Origin of the sequence: Micromonospora sp. NPDC049114 (assembly GCF_040648635.1) — a bacterium.
Lineage (GTDB): Bacteria > Actinomycetota > Actinomycetes > Mycobacteriales > Micromonosporaceae > Micromonospora.
On the sequence record NZ_JBEZEA010000014.1, the window covers coordinates 14,836 to 30,134 of the forward strand.

A 15,299-nucleotide genomic window follows, 5' to 3' on the forward strand; every position below is an offset into this window, starting at 1 on the left:
GTGACAGCGACCCGCTCACAAGCTAGTGTGCAGATACACGAGATACAAGACACGTGATAGTGGAGGCGGTTGATGCTGGCGGCGCGGCCCCGTACCGACCTCGGTGCGCTGACCCGGCTCACCGAACTCGCCGACTACATCGTGCCGTTCACCATCCGGGTGATCGCCCAGCTCGGCGTCGCCGACCAGCTCGTCGACGGGCCGCGCCCGGTCAGCGAGCTGGCCGAGGCCACCGGCGCGCACGCCCCGTCGCTGCTGCGCGCCCTGCGGGCGCTGGCCGGTAAGGGCATCTTCACCGAGGTCGAGCCCGAGGTGTTCGGCCTGACCAAACTCGCCGAGCCGCTGCGCACCGACCACCCGCTGTCGCTGCGCGACGCGTACCCCCTGATGGCCGCGGATGTGCGCGCCTGGGCCGGGCTCACCCGGTGCCTGCGCACCGGGGAGGCCGCCTTCCCCCGCGTCCACGGCACCGACTACTGGTCCTACCTGGCCGGGCATCGGGCCGACAGCCTCGCCGTCGACCGCTGGATGTCGAGCCTGACCCGGCTGCACCTGCGCACCGTGCTGCCGGCGTGGCCGTGGGCGCAGGCCGGCCACGTCGTCGACGTCGGCGGCGGTGACGGCGCGTTCCTGGCCGGCCTGCTCAGCCGCTGCCCGCACCTGAACGGCACCCTGCTCGACCTGCCCCACGTGGTGGCGGCCGCGCCGGCCCTGCTCGACCGGGCCGGGGTGGCCGACAGGTGCCGGATCGTGGCCGGCAGCTTCTTCGATCCACTGCCGGCCGGCGCCGACCTGTACGTGCTCAAGACGATCCTGCCCGGCTGGGAGGACGCCGACGCCACGACCATCCTGCGCCGGATCGCCGCGGCGATGGGCCCGCAGAGCCGGCTGTTGCTGCTGGAAGCGATCATCCCCACCGGCGACGTCTTCGACGTCGCCAAGCTCGTCGACCTGCACACCCTGGTGCTCACCGGCGGTCGGCACCGCACCCGCGACGACCTCGTCGACCTGTTGGCCGGCGCCGGCCTGCGGCTGGACCGGGTCGTCGCCACACCCACGCTCACCGTGATCGCCGCCGGTCCCGCCGGGCCGCAGCTGACATCCCCCTAGGAGGTATCGATGGCCCCGAGCCGACCCCGGATCGACATCGAGTCGGTGTTCCGACTGACCGAGCTGGCCGACTACATCGTGCCGTTCACCGTGCGCGCGGTCGCCGAGCTGGGCGTCGCCGACCAGCTCGTCGACGGGCCGCGGCCGGTGAGCGAGCTGGCCGAGGCCACCGGCGCGCACGCCCCGTCGCTGCTGCGCGCCCTGCGGGCACTGGCCGGCAAGGGCATCTTCACCGAGGTCGAGCCCGAGGTGTTCGGCCTGACCAAACTCGCCGAGCCGCTGCGCACCGACCACCCGCTGTCGCTGCGCGACGCGTACCCGCTGCTCGAACCCGACATCGAGGCGTGGGCCCACTTCGACCACAGCATCCGCACCGGTCAGGCGTCGTTCGACCAGGTCCACCCCGAGGGCTACTGGCCGTACATGGCCGCCCATCCGCACGACAGCGCCCGCTTCGACGCCTCCCAGCAGGCGGCCACGCGGCTGGAGCTGCGGGCCGCGCTGCCCGCGTACCCGTGGGGTGAGCTGACCACAGTCGTCGACGTCGGCGGCGGCAACGGCGCCTTCCTCGGCGGCATCATGGCCCGTTTCCCGCAGTTGCAGGGCACCCTGTTCGACCTGCCACACGTGGTCGCCGAGGCCGAACCGGTGCTGCAGAAGCTCGGCGTGGCCCAGCGGTGCACGGTGACCGGCGGCAGCTTCTTCGAGACCATCCCGGCCGGCGCGGACGCGTACCTGCTCAAGCGGATCCTCTACGGCTGGGACGACGACAACGCCGTACGGCTGCTGAGCGCCGTGCGCGCGGCGATGCGGCCCGACAGCCGGCTGCTGGTGCTGGAGCCGGTGGTCGAGGCCGGCGACCGCTTCGACGTGGGCCGCCTTTACGACCTGCTCCTGCTGGCCATGGTCGGCGGTGGCGCGCGCTCGCGCGAGCACATCGAACGGCTGCTGGACGCCGCCGACCTGCGGCTGGCGCGCAGCGTGCCCACCATGATGTTCCCCATCCTCGAGATCATCGCGAAGACGGAGGCGTGAGCGATGCGACTGGTCGTGGACTTCTCCCGCTGCGAGAGCAACGCGGTCTGCGTGGGGCAGGCCCCGGAGGTGTTCGACGTCGGTGAGGACGACCGTCTGCACATCACCGAACAGCCGCTGGAAGGCTCGCTTGCCAACCGGGTACGCGAGGCCGCCCGCCGCTGCCCGAAGCAGGCGCTGTCCGTCGTGGACGACTGACGACGCGTCCGATCCCGGCACGTCCGATCCCGGCACGCCCGAGCCCGGCACGCCCGGTGCCTGCACCGGGTCGAGGACGTAGGGGCTACGCCTGCGCATCGGATCCTTTGCTCTGCTTCAACGGAGGCAACACCCGGTGTCCGGATACCGGACGCGTGGTGTTGCGTGGGTTGAAGCAGAGCAAAGGACGGGCCTGAGCATCCCCCGCCCGCCGCCGTCCGCCGCCCGCCGGCCGCGGAGCGCGGTGGCGTCGGCGCTAGCGGACGGCGTACGCCTCCTGGATGGCCGTCCAGACCCGCTCGGCGGTCATCGGCATGTCGATGTGCCGCACGCCCAGGTGGCGGACGGCGTCGACCACGGCGTTCTGCACCGCCGGCGGGAACCCGACCGCCCCCGACTCGCCCAGGCCCTTGGCGCCCAACGCGTTCACCGGGGTGGGGGTCTGCATCGCGACCGTCTCGAAGGAGGGCAGCTCGGCCGCGCCGATCATGGCGTACCGGTGCAGGTCACCGTGCAGGGGTGTGCCGTCGGCGGCGAAGCGGATCTCCTCCACCAGCGCCTGGCCGGCGCCCTGCGCCAGGCCGCCGTGCACCTGCCCCTCGGCCAGCAGCGGGTTGAGCAGCACGCCCGCGTCGTCGACGGCCACCGCCCGGCGCAGGGTCACCTGACCGGTCTCGGTGTCGACCAGCACCACCGCCAGGTGCGCGCCGAACGGGCAGGTCGCGGCGGACGGCTGGAAGGTCGCCTCCACGGACAGGTCGTTGGCGGAGGCCAGCTCGGCCCAGTAGACGACGTGCCCGGCCGTCGAGCGGAAACGTCCCGCGGTGTACTCCACCTCGTCGCGGGCCACGCCCAGGTGTCCGGCCGCCGCGTCCCGGCCCCGCTCCACCAGGGCCAGGGCCGCCTCGCGGACGGCCATGCCGCCGGTCTGCAACGACCGGGACCCGCCGGTGCCGCCGCCCGCGCCGATCGTCGCGGTGTCGGAGTGGCGGACGTCGACGCGGGCCAGCGCCACGGCGAGCACGTCGGCGGCGAGCATCGCCCACGCGGTGACGTGGCCCTGCCCGTGCGGGCAGGTGCCGGACCCAACCGTGAACCGGCCGGTGTCGTCGACGCGGATCGAGGCGTACTCGCTGCGGGTGTCCGCGCCGGTGATCTCCACGAAGGTGGACAGGCCGATGCCGAGCTGCTGGACGTCGCCGCGCTCGCGGCGGGCCGCCTGTTCGGCGCGCAACGCCGGGTAGTCGGCCTCGGCGAGCACCCGCTCCAGCGCCGCCGGATAGTCGCCGGTGTCGTAGCGGGCGCGCGTGATCGTCGTGACCGGGAAGCTCTCCGGCGGCAGCAGGTTGCGCCGGCGCACCTCGGCCGGGTCCAGGCCGATCTCCGCCGCGTACACGTCGACCATCCGCTCCAGCGCGGCGACGGCCTCCGGCTGCCCGGCGCCCCGGTACGACACGACGGGGGTGGTCGTGGTGGTGACGCTGGACGAGCTGAACTTCGCCCGGCTGATCGCGTACGGGCCGGTGAGCATCGTCCGGGTCCAGAACGGCAGGATCGCGCCGATGCGCGGGTACGCCCCGGCGTCCTGCACGACCTCCAGCGCGTAGGACACGATCCGCCCGTCGCGGGTGCCGCCCAGCTCGGCGCTCTGGTGCTGGGCGCGGCCGTGCCCGGCGGCGGTCATGCTCTCGCTGCGGGTCTCCGCCCAGCGCACCGGGCGGCCGAGTCGACGGCTGGCCCAGGCGACGAGGACGTCCTCCCGGCTGGCGAACGCCTTGGAGCCGAACGCCCCGCCGACGTCGCCGTTGACCACCTGGACCCGGTCCTCCGGCTCGCCGAGGGCCGCCGCGAGCTGGCCCCGCCACAGGTGCACGGCCTGGCTGCCGGCGCGGTAGCGCAGTCCGTCCGGCCCCCACTCGGCCTGCCCGGCGCGGGCCTCCAGCGGGCAGGGCGCCACCCGGGGGTTGCGCATCCGCTGCCGGACGACCACCTCGGCGCCCTCGTGCAGCTCGGCGCGGCCGGCCGGGCGTCGGAAGCCCAGTTTGAGCACCATGTTCGTGCCGGCCTCGGGGTGCAGCACCAGCTCGTCGGTGACGGCCTCCTCGGGGTCGACGAGCACCGGCAGGGGCGCGATGTCGGCCGCGACGAGGGCGGCGGCGTCGACCGCCTCGGCGCGGCTGGTCGCCAGCACCGCGGCGACGGGTTCGCCGACGAAGCGCACCACGTCGTCGGCGAGCACCGGGGTGGTCATCTTCTGGTTCAGCACCCCGGCCTCGGGCGGCAGCGGCGCCAGGTCCACGTCCGCCGCCGTGAACACCGCGACCACGCCGGGCGCCCGGCGCGCGGCCTCGGTGTCCACGCGCCGCAACCGGCCGTGGGCCACCGTCGAGCGGACGACGACCAGCTCCAGCGAGCCGGGCACGAGCACGTCGTCGACGTACGTGCCGCCGGTGGTGAGCAGGGCGCGGTCCTCGGTGCGCCGGACCGGTCGTCCGATCAGTGACATCTGCGACTCCTGGTTCCGCCCGCTCAGGCAGGGGTGACGGCGAGCGGGATCGACGCGTACGACCGGAAGAGGGCGCTGGGCTCGCGGACCGGTTCGGCGGCCAGGTCGATGTCGGTGAGCCGGCGCGCGAGCCGTTCGAAGACGACAGCTCCCTCGATGCGGGCCAGCGCGGCACCGAGGCAGCCGCGTACGCCCCCGCCGAAGCCGACGTGCGGGTTGGGGTGCCGGCCGATGTCGATGCGACCGGGGTCCGCGAAGACGTCCTCGTCGTGGTTGGCGCAGCCGAGCAGGAGAAAGACCGACCGGCCGGGCCGGATCACCCGGTCGCCGACCGGGATCGGCGCCAACGCCAGCCGCGCCGTGTACTGGATCGGGGCGTCGAACCGGACGAACTCCTCGGCGGCGGTGGCGGCCAGCGACGGGTCGGCGCGCAGCCGACGCCACTCGTCGGGCCGGTCGGCCAGGGCGATGCTGCCGGTGCAGACCATGTTCATTGTCGTCTCGTAGCCGGTGAAGCAGAGAAAGACGATGTTGTCGACGACCTCTTCGATGCCCTCGGCGGGGTCGGCCACGGCGAGCATCCGGTCGAGCAGGTCGCCGTCGGGGTCGGCGCGTCGGTCGGCGAGCAGGTCGCGGACGTACCCGCGCAGCCAGGCGAGGGCCTCGTCGGCCGCCGCGCGGTCGGCCTCGGGCAGGAACGGCGTGAAGGCCCGGCCGAGTGCCGCCGAGCGGGGCCACACCTCGGCGCGGGTGCGGGCGGCCGGCAGGCCGATCAGTTCGCACACGACTGTCGCGGCGACCGGAAAGGCCAGGTCGGCGACGGCGTCCAGGCGGCCGGTGTCCAGGGTCGGGGCGAGCAGCTCGTCGACGAGGTCGCCGATGCGGCTGGCGGTGCGCCGGGCCACGCCGGGGCTGAACGCGCGGACGATCTGCTGGTGCAGCCGGCTGTGGTCGTCCGGGTCGCGGGTGGGGATGATGCGGCGGAACACCTCGCGGGAGAGGTCCTGCGCCATCCGGAACTGCGGGTCGTCCTCCGGGAAGGTGTTGCTCAGTCGGCGGTCGCGCAGCAGCGCGGCCACGTCCCGGTGCCGGGTCACGCCCCAGCTCGCCGGCCCGAAACGGCACAGCGGGCCGGCCGCGCGCATCCGCGCGTACGTCGGGTAGGGGTCGGCGACGACCTCGGGCGCGAGCGGGTCCATCCGCGCCGGCAGGACGCGACCGGCGGGGCTCACGGCCGCACCGCCACGGGCACGCTGGCGTACGAGCGCAGCGTCCCGTCGGTCTGCCGGCGGGCCGGGCCGGCCGGGGTCAGCGTGCCGAAGGTGCGCAGCAGGGTCTCGAACGCGACCTGTGCCTCCACCCGGGCCAGGTAGCCGCCGAGGCAGTGGTGGATGCCGCCGCCGAAGGACAGGTGCGGGTTTTGGGCGCGGGTGATGTCGAGGCGGTCCGGCGCGGCGAACTGGTCGGGGTCGCGGTTGGCGCTGCCCAGCAGCAGGATCAGCACGCGTCCGGCGCGGATGGTGCGATCGCCGACGTCCAGATCCTCGCGGGCGAGGCGGGCGACGCCCTGGATCGGGGCGTCGTAGCGCAGGAACTCCTCGACGGCCCGGGGGGTCAGGGTCGGGTCCGACCGGAGCAGGGCGAGCTGGTCGGGGTGGTCGAGCAGGGCGGCCACCCCGGTGGCGATCAGGTTGGTGGTGGTCTCGAAGCCGGCGAAGAAGGCGAAGACCGCGTTGTCCACGATCTCGTCGTCGCCGAGCACGGCGCCGTCGTCGTCGGTCGCGGCCAGCATCCGGGACAGCAGATCCTCGCCGGGTTCGGCGCGACGCCGCTGCAGGATCTCACCGAGGTAGCCGCGCAGCCACTCGACCGCCCGGTCGGCGGCCGGCCGGTCGTCGTCGGGCACGATCGCGGCGAACGCCTTGCTCAGGTCCAGCGCGTACGGGCGGATGCGCTCGTGGTCGGCCGGCGGGATGCCCATCAGGGCGCAGACCACCATCACCGGCAGGGGAAAAGCGAGATCCGAGACGGCGTCGAAACCTCCGGTGCTCCTCGCCGGGGCGAGCAGCTCGGTGACCATCTGCTCGATGCGGGGGCGTAGCCGGCGCACCAGGGCGGGGCTGAACGCCTTGGCCATCAGGCGCCGCAGTCGACCGTGCTCGGGCGGGTCGCGGTAGAGGATGATGCTGCCGAAGAAGTCGCCGGCCGCGCCGTCGCCGGCCGACATCCGGTGGTAGGCGGCCGGGAACTCGCTGCCCAGGCGCGGGTCGCGGACGAGCCGGGCGACGTCGGCGTAGCGGGTGACACCCCAGCTGCCCGGGCCCATCCGGCACAGCGGGCCGGCCGCTCGCAGCGCCGCGTAGGTGGGGTAGGGGTCGGCCACCACTGCGGGGTCACGGGCGTCGAATCTCGGCGGCATGCCGGTACGGGCCGAGGTCATGCCCGCCAGTATGCGCAACCAAAGATACGAGAAACAAGTACTTCCGAGATACGCGAAACACTATTAGGCTTCCGAGCCATGACCGAGACCGTGGTGAGCGCTGACCCCCGGATCATCGCGATGGAGTTGCTGATGAAGGCCCCGGCCACCGTCAGCAGCCCGTACCCGCACTACCACGCGCTGCGGACCGCGGCGCCGAAGTACCGGATGGAACAGCCCGGTCAGGGTGTGGGTTGGGTGCTCACCGCGTACGACGACTGCCGGGCCGCGCTGCGCAACCCGTCGCTGGACAAGTCCGCGCAACGCCCCCGCATGGGCGACTCCCGGGGCCGCGAGGGCGCCCGCACCCTGCTGTTCCTCGACGGGCCGGAGCACACCCGGCTGCGCGGGCTGGTCAGCCGGGTGTTCACCCCGCGACGCACCGAGACCCTGCGCCCCCGACTGACCACCTTCGTCGACGGGCTGCTCGACGACATCACCGCCCGCATCGGCCCCGGCGGCGGCGAGGTCGACATCGTCGGCTCGTTCGGCTTCCCGCTGCCGGTCATGGTGATCGGCGAGCTGGTCGGCGTGCCGCCGGAGGACTGGCCGCTGCTGCGCCGGCTCACCCGCGCCGCGTCCGGCGGACTGGAGATCTTCGCGCCCGAGGAGGTGCTCAAGGCGTCCGACCAGGCGCTCGGCGAGATGGAGGAGTACTTCGCCGACCTGGTCCGCAAGCGCCGCGAGGATCCCCGCGACGACCTCGCGTCCGCGCTCGGCCAGGTCGAGATCGACGGTGACCGGCTCTCGGTCGACGAGCTGATCCAGGTGATCGTGCTGCTCTTCGGCGCGGGCTTTCAGACCATGACCGACCTGATCGGGCTCGGCACGCACGCGCTGTGCCGCAACCCCGAGCAGTTGCAGCGGCTGCGCGCCGAACCGGAGCTGACCCGCTCCGCGGTCGAGGAGCTGCTGCGTTTCGACTCCCCGGTGCACGTGCTGGGGCGTGCCGCCTTCGAGGACACCACCTTCGTCGACGGCACCCCGCTCAAAAGCGGCGAACACGTCATCACCCTGATCGGCGCGGCCAACCGTGACCCGGCCCGCTACGCCGACCCGGACCGGCTCGACATCGCCCGTTTCGCCGGCGCCGAACCGCCGGAGACGCCGCTGTCGTTCGCCTGGGGGCCACACCACTGCCTCGGCGCGCAGCTCGCCCGGGCCGAGGGGCAGATCGCCTTCCGCCGCCTGGTGGACCGGTTCGCGGTCATCGAGCTGGCCGACCCGGACGCCGACGAGATCGACCTCGAATGGCGGCACAGCAGCACCTTCCGGGGCCTGGAGGAGCTGCGCGTCCGGCTCGTACCGGCCTGAGCACCCGCGAACCACCACGCGCCGACCAGGAGGGGGAGTCCATGCCGGAGGCGGTGATCGTCGAGGCGGTGCGGACGCCGATCGGCCGGCGCGAGGGTGCGCTGTCCGGCCTCAAGGCCGTGCAGCTGCTGCGACACGTGCAGGTCGAGGTGCTGCGCCGCTCCGGCGTCGCCCCCGGCGAGGTGGATCAGATCATCGGCGGTTGCGTCACGCAGGTAGGCGAGCAGAGCCTGAACGTCACCCGCAACGCCTGGCTCAACAGTGGCCTCGACTACGAGGTCGCGGCGAGCACAGTCGACACCTCCTGCGGCTCCGCGCAGCAGGCCAACCACCTGATCGCGGCGCTCATCACCGCCGGCGCGATCGACGTGGGCATCGCCTGCGGCGTGGAGTCGATGAGCCGGGTGCCCGTCGGCACCAACCTCTACCAGGGGCCTGGCCACTACAAGACACCCGACTACCCGTACGACGATCCGCCGAAGGCGCAGTTCGGCGGCGCCGAGCGGATCGCGGCCCGGCAGGGGCTGACCCGCGCGGACGCCGACGCCTACGGGCTGCGCTCGCAGCAGCGTGCGGCGCAGGCCCGCGCCGAGGGCCGCTTCGACCGGGAGATCACGCCGGTGCCGCTGCCCGACGGCACGTCGGTCGACGCCGACGAGGGCATCCGCGACACCAGCGCGCAAGGGCTCGCCGCCCTGCGGCCGGTGCTCCCGGACGGCATCCACACCGCCGGTACCATCTCGCAGATCTCCGACGGCGCCGCGGCGATCCTGTGGATGTCGCGGGAGCGGGCCGACGCGCACGGCCTGCGGCCCCGGGCCCGGCTGGCGCACCAGGTCGTCACCGGCGCCGACCCCTACTTCCTGCTCGACGGTCCGACCGTGGCGACCCGCAAGCTGCTCAAGCGCGCCGGCATGACCCTCGACGACATCGACGTCGTGGAGGTCAACGAGGCCTTCGCGGCGGTCGTGCTGTCCTGGGCCGCGCACCACGACGCCGACCTGGACCGGGTCAACGTCAACGGCGGCGCGATTTCGCTCGGGCACCCGCTGGGCAGCAGCGGCACCCGGCTGCTGGTGACCGCCCTGCACGAGCTGGAACGCGCCGACTCCGAGGCCGCCCTGGTCACCATGTGCTGCGGCGGCTCGCTCGGCACGGCGTCGCTGCTGGTGCGGGAGTAGCCGCCATGGACACCGAGACGCGCACCGCGCCCGTCCGCGACGCCGCGGCGTTCTACGCCGACGCCCGCCACGACCTGACCGGGCCGCTGCACGGCGTACGCGTCCTGGATGTCACGAAGGTCTGGTCCGGCCCGATCGCGAGTTGCGTCCTGGCCGACCTCGGCGCGGACGTCCTGCGGGTGGAGATGCCCGGCAATCGGGAGGGGTTGATGCCCCCGGACATTCCCGGCACCGGCCTGTCCTGGTTCCGCCAGAGCGTGCACCGCAACAAGCGCAGCATCGGGCTCGACCTGCGCCGCCCCGGCGCGGCCGAGGTCTTCCTGCGGCTCGTCGCCACCGCCGACGTGGTGGTGGAGAACTACAAGCCCGGCACCCTGGATGCCTGGGGCGTCGGCTATGAGGCGTGCCGGGCCGTCCGGCCGGACGTGGTGCTGGTCTCCGTCTCCGGCTACGGCCAGTACGGCCCCGACGCGCAGCGACCCGGGTACGACCCGACCACCCAGGCCGCCGCCGGCTGGATGGCGCTCAACGGCGAACCCGACGGCGCTCCGCTGAAGGCGCCCACGTTCCTCGCCGACGACCTCGCCGGACTGCACGCGGTGATCGGCGCGCTCGCCGCGCTGCGCCACCGCGACCACACCGGCGAGGGTCAGCACGTCGACGTGAGCATGCTCGACTCGCTGTTGTTCTCCAGCAACGGCTACCTCACCCTCGGCGCGACCGGGGTGCCGCTGCGCCGCTGGGGCGACCAGGCCGACTTCGTGGTGCCCGCCGGCTGCTTCCGGTGCGCCGACGGCCACGTCTACGTGGCGGTCCCCCTGGACCGCTCCTGGCGTCGCCTGGCCGAGGTCGTCGGCCGTCCGGAACTGGCCCGGGCACCCGGGTACGCGACGAACGAGGAACGCCGCGACAACCGCGCCACTGTCAACGCGGTGGTCGCCGACTGGTGCGCCGGGCGGAGGTGCGCCGAGGTGGTCGACACCCTCGACGCCAACGGGATCACCGCCGAGCGGGTACGGACCTTCGCCGAGGCCGCGACCGACCCGCAGGTCCACGCCCGGGCCATGGTGCAGGAGACGGTGCTGTCCAACGGCAGCACCGCGCCGCTGACCGGGCCGGCGGTCAAGTTCTCCCGGACACCGACAGCCGTCCGCTCCGGCGCCCCCGAGCCCGGCGCGGACACCGACCGGGTCCTCGACGAGGTGGGCGTCGACGCGGCCACGCGGGACCGGCTGCGCGCGCAACGGGCCATCGGATGAGCAGGGGATGACATGACAACGGCAGGCGACGCGCCGCGCTGCGCGCTGGTGACCGGCGTGTCCCGGGGAATCGGCCGGGCCGTGGCGCTGCGGCTCGCGGCGCAGGGGTACGCGGTGGCGGGCTGCTACAGCGCACCGAGCGAGGCAGCGGACAAGACCCGGGCGGAGGTCGAGGCGTACGGGGTCGGGTCGTGGTTCGGGCCGTGCGACGTGACCGACCCGAACGCTGTCGACGCGTTCGTCACCGCCGCCGAACGGCACCTCGGGCCGCTCACCGCGCTGGTCAACAACGCCGGCATCACCCGGGACCGGCCGCTGGTGCTGATGGCGCCGGACGAGTGGCACGACGTGATCGGCACCAACCTCACCGGCACCTGGAACACCTGCCGGACGGTCGCGTTCCGCTTCCTCAAGCGACGCCGCGGCGCCATCGTCAACCTGTCCTCGGTGGCCGGGGTCACCGGCAACACCGGGCAGACCAACTACGCCGCCAGCAAGGCCGGCATCATCGGGCTCAGCCTGTCGCTGGCCAAGGAGGTCGCCGGGTACGGCGTCCGGGTCAACGTCGTCGCCCCCGGTTTCATCGAGACCGACATGACCGCCGCGCTGCCGGCGAAGCTGCGCGAGCAGGCGCTGGGGCAGATCCCGCTGGGCCGCTTCGGCGCCCCCGCCGACGTCGCCGACCTGGTCGAGTTCCTGCTCTCCGAACGCGCCGGTTACGTCACCGGCCAGGTGATCCGCGTCGACGGGGGGATCGTGCTGTGACCGCCGCACCCGCGTTCAGTGCCGCGACCCGGCCCGCCGACGCGTACGAGGCCGCTGCCGCGCCGCTGCCGGCGATCGAGTGGGTCGAGGTGTCCGCCGGTCCGCGCGGCGGGATCAGCCTGCGCGCCGGCACCACGGTCGACGCCGCAGACGTCTACCTGGCCGGGCACTTCCCCGAGCTGACCGTCTATCCGGGCGTGTTCACCCTGGAGACGATCGGGCAGGCCGTGACGTCGGCCGTCGGCTACTGCGCCGGCCGGCTGCCCCAGCTGCACCGGTTGCGCTCCGCCCGGTTCCTCGCCCCGCTGCTGGCCGGCGACACGCTCACCGTCGAGGCGTCGGTCGGCCCGGTCGGCGACGACCAGTCCTTCGACGTCGCCGCCCGGTGCGTACGTGGCGACGGGGTCCACGCGGCGACGGTGCGCGCGGTCTACCGCTGGCCGAGCGCGGACGGCGGGACCGCCTGATGCGAATCGAGCACGGTGAGCTGCGGGCCCTGCTGCCGCACCGGTATCCGATGCTGCTGCTCGACCGGGTCGACAGCGTCGAGCCGGGGGTGAGCCTGGAGGCGGTGAAGGCGGTCACCGGCTGCGAGCCCTGCTACTCCGGGATCGCCGAGGGGCAGGCCCCCGACCGGTACGCGTACCCGGCGTCGCTGCTGATCGAGTCGTTCGGTCAGGGCGCGGCGGTGCTGTGGCTGCTGTCGCGCGGGCCGGGCACGACCGGGTTGCCGATGTTCACCGCGGCCCGGGACTGCGTGCTGCTGCGCCAGGTGTACCCGGGCGACGTGATCCGGCACCGGGTGCGCCTGGAACAGGTCGTGCACGGGGCCGCGTTCGCCGCCGGATCCAGCTGGGTGGGGACCGACCAGGTGGCGGAGTTCGGCTCGATGATGGCCGTCGTCCGACCGGCCGACGCCATCGCGGAGCGGAAACGATGAGAGGAAGAGGGAACACCGATGAGTGAACGCGACACGCACATGGCGGAGCTGCGGGAGATCGTGGCGGAGGTGCTCGAGTTGGAACCCGAGGAGGTCGCCGACACCGCAGACTTCGTCGAGGAGTACGAGGCGGACTCGTTGCGGGCGATCGAGATCCTGGCCCGGATCGAGAAGAAGTACAAGGTGGAGATCCCGCAGGCCGAGTTGAACGAGATGCGCAGCCTCAAGGCCGTCCACGAGGTGGTGGCGCGACACGCCGGCTGGCAGGACTGACCGTGCACCGCGTGGTCGTCACCGGGCTCGGACCGGTGTCCGGCATCGGCATCGGCGTGAACGAGTTCACCGACGGGCTGCGCTCCGGCCGCTCGGCCGCCGCGCCCATCACGAGCTTCGACGCGAGCGGGTTCCCGCACCACTTCGCCGGTGAGGTGCCCGCGTTCCGGCCGGAGGCGCTGCTGCGGCGGCTGCGGGTCGACGAGTGGGGCCGCTCGGCGCTGTTCGCGGCGGCGGCGGCCCGGCTGGCCGCGATGGACGCGGGTCTGTCGCTGCCGGCCACCGACCCGGCGCGCGTCGGCGCGGTCGTCGGCACCACCAGCGGCGAGTCTACTGTGGTGGAGCAGCTCACCGCCGAGCTGGTGGCCGGTGGCTACCCGGCCATGTCCGCCGAGGCGCTGCGCCAGGCGCCGGCCGAGCGGCTGTCCTACGCGGTGAGCGCGGAGCTGGGGCTGGCGGGGGAGTCGGTCACCCTCACCACCGCCTGCTCGGCCAGCAACTACGCCATCGGGTACGCGTACGACCTGTTGTGCTGGGGTGAGGCGGACGTGATGCTGGCCGGCGGCGCCGATTCGGTGTGCCGGTGGGCGCACGCCGGCTTCTACCGGCTCGGCGCGTTGACCGAGCGGGCGTGCCGGCCGTTCGACCGGGACCGCTCCGGCATCCTCACCGGTGAGGGCGGCGCGGCCCTGGTGCTGGAGACCCTGGAGCACGCGCAGGACCGGGGTGCCCGGATCTACGCCGAGGTGCTCGGGTACGGCGTCAACTGCGACGCCCACCACATGGTCGCGCCCAACGAGGAGAGCGTCGCGGCGTGCATGCGGCTGGCGCAGGAGAACGCCGGGGTCAAACCGGAGGACATCGACTACATCAGCACGCACGGCACCGGCACGCCCGCCAACGACCTGTGCGAGGCGCGGGCCATCCGGGCGGTGTTCGGCGACCGGGTGCCGCCGGTCAGCTCGATCAAGTCGATGCTGGGGCACACGATGGGCGCGGCGAGCGGGTTCGGCGCGATCGCCACGACGCTGGGCATCCGGCACGGGTTCCTGCCTCCGACCATCAACTGGGCCAACCCCGACCCGGAGCTGTCGTGGATCGATCCGGTGCCGAACACGGCCCGCCCGGCCACGGTGCGGGTGGCGCAGAACAACGGCTTCGCGTTCGGCGGCAACAACGCCATCACGATCTTCGGGGCGATCCGGTGACCGCCCTGGTGAGCGGCTGGGGAGTGCTCAGCGCGGCCGGGGAGTCGGTCACCGAGCTGCTGGCCGCCGTCCGCGCCGGCACGGTCGTCGGCGTCGACGTGCGCGACCGCTTCGACGAGCCGCTGCCCACGGCGCAGGCCCCGGCGATCGCCGACTTCGACGTACGCCGACTGCTGGGCCGCAAGGGCACCAGCTTCCTGGACCGGGCGACCGCGCTGGCGATGGTGGCCTGCGGGCGGGCCCTGGCCGACGGGGGGTTCACCCCCGACGACGACAACCGGCACCGCGTCGGCGTGGTGCTGGGCACCACCACCGGCAGCCTGAAGTCGACGATGGACTTCTCCCGCGAGACGCTGGTGCAGGACAAGCCGTACCTGGTCAACCCGGTGTTGTTCCCGAACACGGTGATGAACTGCGCCAGCGGGCAGGCCGCGATCCGCTACGGGCTGCGCGGCGTCAACGCCACAGTGGCCGGCGGCCCGCTCGCCTTCCTGTACGCGCTGCGCTACGCGCTCAACGCCCTGCGTCGGGGATACGTCGACGCCCTGCTGGTCGGCGGGGTCGAGGAGTACACGCCGAACACGGCGTGGGCGGCGGAGCTGACCGGCGTCGGCCCGGCCGGTGAGGCCGCGGCGGTCTACCTGCTGCGCCGCCCGACGCCCGGCCTCACCGGGGCTCCGCGCGCCCAGGTGCTCGCGGTGGCCACCGGTTTCCAGCCGGAGCAGGGCGTCGACGGGCTCACCGGCTGCGTACGCCGGGCGCTTGCCACGGCGAAGGTCCGCCCGGCCGACGTGTGGGCGGTCGCGAGCGGCGATCTCGACGCCGACAGCCTGTCCGAGGTGGTGCCGGCGGCCGCGCAGCGGTTGTCGGTGCGTCCGGCGCTCGGTGACTGTCAGTCCGCCACCGGCGCGCTGGCGCTGGGCGTGCTGCTGGGCCGCTACGCCGAGGACCCGGCCGCGCGCGGTCGGCCCGCGCTGATCGTCGGGCGGTCCCGCGACGGCGCGGTCGCCGCGGCAGTGGTGCGGGGGTAG

The 15,299-nt window shown here is 73.6% G+C and carries 15 protein-coding genes; 12 read left to right on the forward strand and 3 right to left on the reverse strand.

Going from position 1 to position 15,299, the window contains the following annotated elements:
- Positions 1 to 72 precede the first annotated feature (72 nt).
- From AB0B39_RS28090 to AB0B39_RS28100, 3 genes are read left to right on the forward strand one after another with little or no spacing between them, the layout of a single operon-like run.
- Entirely contained in the window at positions 73 to 1,110 is a 1,038-nt protein-coding gene (locus tag AB0B39_RS28090) for a methyltransferase (protein ID WP_357575816.1), read from the forward strand.
- Positions 1,111 to 1,119: 9 nt separating this feature from the next.
- Positions 1,120 to 2,145 carry a methyltransferase gene (locus AB0B39_RS28095; RefSeq protein WP_357575817.1) on the forward strand — a complete coding sequence of 342 codons (1,026 nt, stop codon included), beginning with the start codon at positions 1,120 to 1,122 and terminating at the stop codon, positions 2,143 to 2,145.
- 3 nt (positions 2,146 to 2,148) lie between these two features.
- Entirely contained in the window at positions 2,149 to 2,343 is a 195-nt protein-coding gene (locus AB0B39_RS28100) for a ferredoxin (protein ID WP_234584997.1), read from the forward strand.
- Between the two features lie 256 nt (positions 2,344 to 2,599).
- On the opposite strand, the gene AB0B39_RS28105 is transcribed toward AB0B39_RS28100, so the two are convergent.
- From AB0B39_RS28105 to AB0B39_RS28115, 3 genes are read right to left on the reverse strand one after another with little or no spacing between them, the layout of a single operon-like run.
- A complete protein-coding gene (locus AB0B39_RS28105) occupies positions 2,600 to 4,849 on the reverse strand; it encodes a xanthine dehydrogenase family protein molybdopterin-binding subunit (RefSeq protein ID WP_357575818.1) in 2,250 nt (749 codons plus the stop codon).
- 23 nt (positions 4,850 to 4,872) lie between these two features.
- Positions 4,873 to 6,081 carry a cytochrome P450 gene (locus AB0B39_RS28110; protein ID WP_357490428.1) on the reverse strand — a complete coding sequence of 403 codons (1,209 nt, stop codon included), beginning with the start codon at positions 6,079 to 6,081 and terminating at the stop codon, positions 4,873 to 4,875.
- Positions 6,078 to 7,289, reverse strand: a complete 1,212-nt coding sequence (locus AB0B39_RS28115; protein WP_357490429.1) for a cytochrome P450 — start codon at positions 7,287 to 7,289, stop codon at positions 6,078 to 6,080. The genes AB0B39_RS28110 and AB0B39_RS28115 overlap by 4 nt, the downstream gene beginning before the upstream one ends.
- 78 nt (positions 7,290 to 7,367) lie before the next feature.
- Here AB0B39_RS28115 and AB0B39_RS28120 point away from each other — a divergent pair, with 78 nt between their 5' ends.
- From AB0B39_RS28120 to AB0B39_RS28160, 9 genes are read left to right on the forward strand one after another with little or no spacing between them, the layout of a single operon-like run.
- Positions 7,368 to 8,642, forward strand: a complete 1,275-nt coding sequence (locus tag AB0B39_RS28120) for a cytochrome P450 (protein ID WP_234585006.1) — start codon at positions 7,368 to 7,370, stop codon at positions 8,640 to 8,642.
- 41 nt (positions 8,643 to 8,683) lie between these two features.
- The gene (locus AB0B39_RS28125) at positions 8,684 to 9,823 is read left to right on the forward strand and encodes a steroid 3-ketoacyl-CoA thiolase (protein ID WP_357490431.1); all 1,140 of its coding nucleotides are present in this window, start codon (positions 8,684 to 8,686) and stop codon (positions 9,821 to 9,823) included.
- 5 nt (positions 9,824 to 9,828) lie between these two features.
- The gene (locus AB0B39_RS28130) at positions 9,829 to 11,082 is read left to right on the forward strand and encodes a CoA transferase (RefSeq protein WP_357490433.1); all 1,254 of its coding nucleotides are present in this window, start codon (positions 9,829 to 9,831) and stop codon (positions 11,080 to 11,082) included.
- Positions 11,083 to 11,094: 12 nt separating this feature from the next.
- Positions 11,095 to 11,847, forward strand: coding sequence for a 3-oxoacyl-[acyl-carrier-protein] reductase (fabG, locus tag AB0B39_RS28135; protein WP_234585034.1), 753 nt, complete (start codon positions 11,095 to 11,097; stop codon positions 11,845 to 11,847).
- A complete protein-coding gene (locus tag AB0B39_RS28140) occupies positions 11,844 to 12,314 on the forward strand; it encodes a hypothetical protein (RefSeq protein WP_357575819.1) in 471 nt (156 codons plus the stop codon). Before fabG ends, AB0B39_RS28140 begins: the two co-directional genes overlap by 4 nt.
- Positions 12,314 to 12,787, forward strand: coding sequence for a beta-hydroxyacyl-ACP dehydratase (locus tag AB0B39_RS28145; RefSeq protein ID WP_357575820.1), 474 nt, complete (start codon positions 12,314 to 12,316; stop codon positions 12,785 to 12,787). The genes AB0B39_RS28140 and AB0B39_RS28145 overlap by 1 nt, the downstream gene beginning before the upstream one ends.
- Before the next feature lie 18 nt (positions 12,788 to 12,805).
- Positions 12,806 to 13,060: an acyl carrier protein gene (locus tag AB0B39_RS28150; protein WP_234585050.1), complete on the forward strand. Its 255-nt coding sequence runs from the start codon at positions 12,806 to 12,808 to the stop codon at positions 13,058 to 13,060.
- 2 nt (positions 13,061 to 13,062) lie between these two features.
- A complete protein-coding gene (locus AB0B39_RS28155) occupies positions 13,063 to 14,268 on the forward strand; it encodes a beta-ketoacyl-[acyl-carrier-protein] synthase family protein (RefSeq protein WP_357575821.1) in 1,206 nt (401 codons plus the stop codon).
- Positions 14,265 to 15,299, forward strand: coding sequence for a beta-ketoacyl synthase N-terminal-like domain-containing protein (locus AB0B39_RS28160; protein ID WP_357575822.1), 1,035 nt, complete (start codon positions 14,265 to 14,267; stop codon positions 15,297 to 15,299). Before AB0B39_RS28155 ends, AB0B39_RS28160 begins: the two co-directional genes overlap by 4 nt.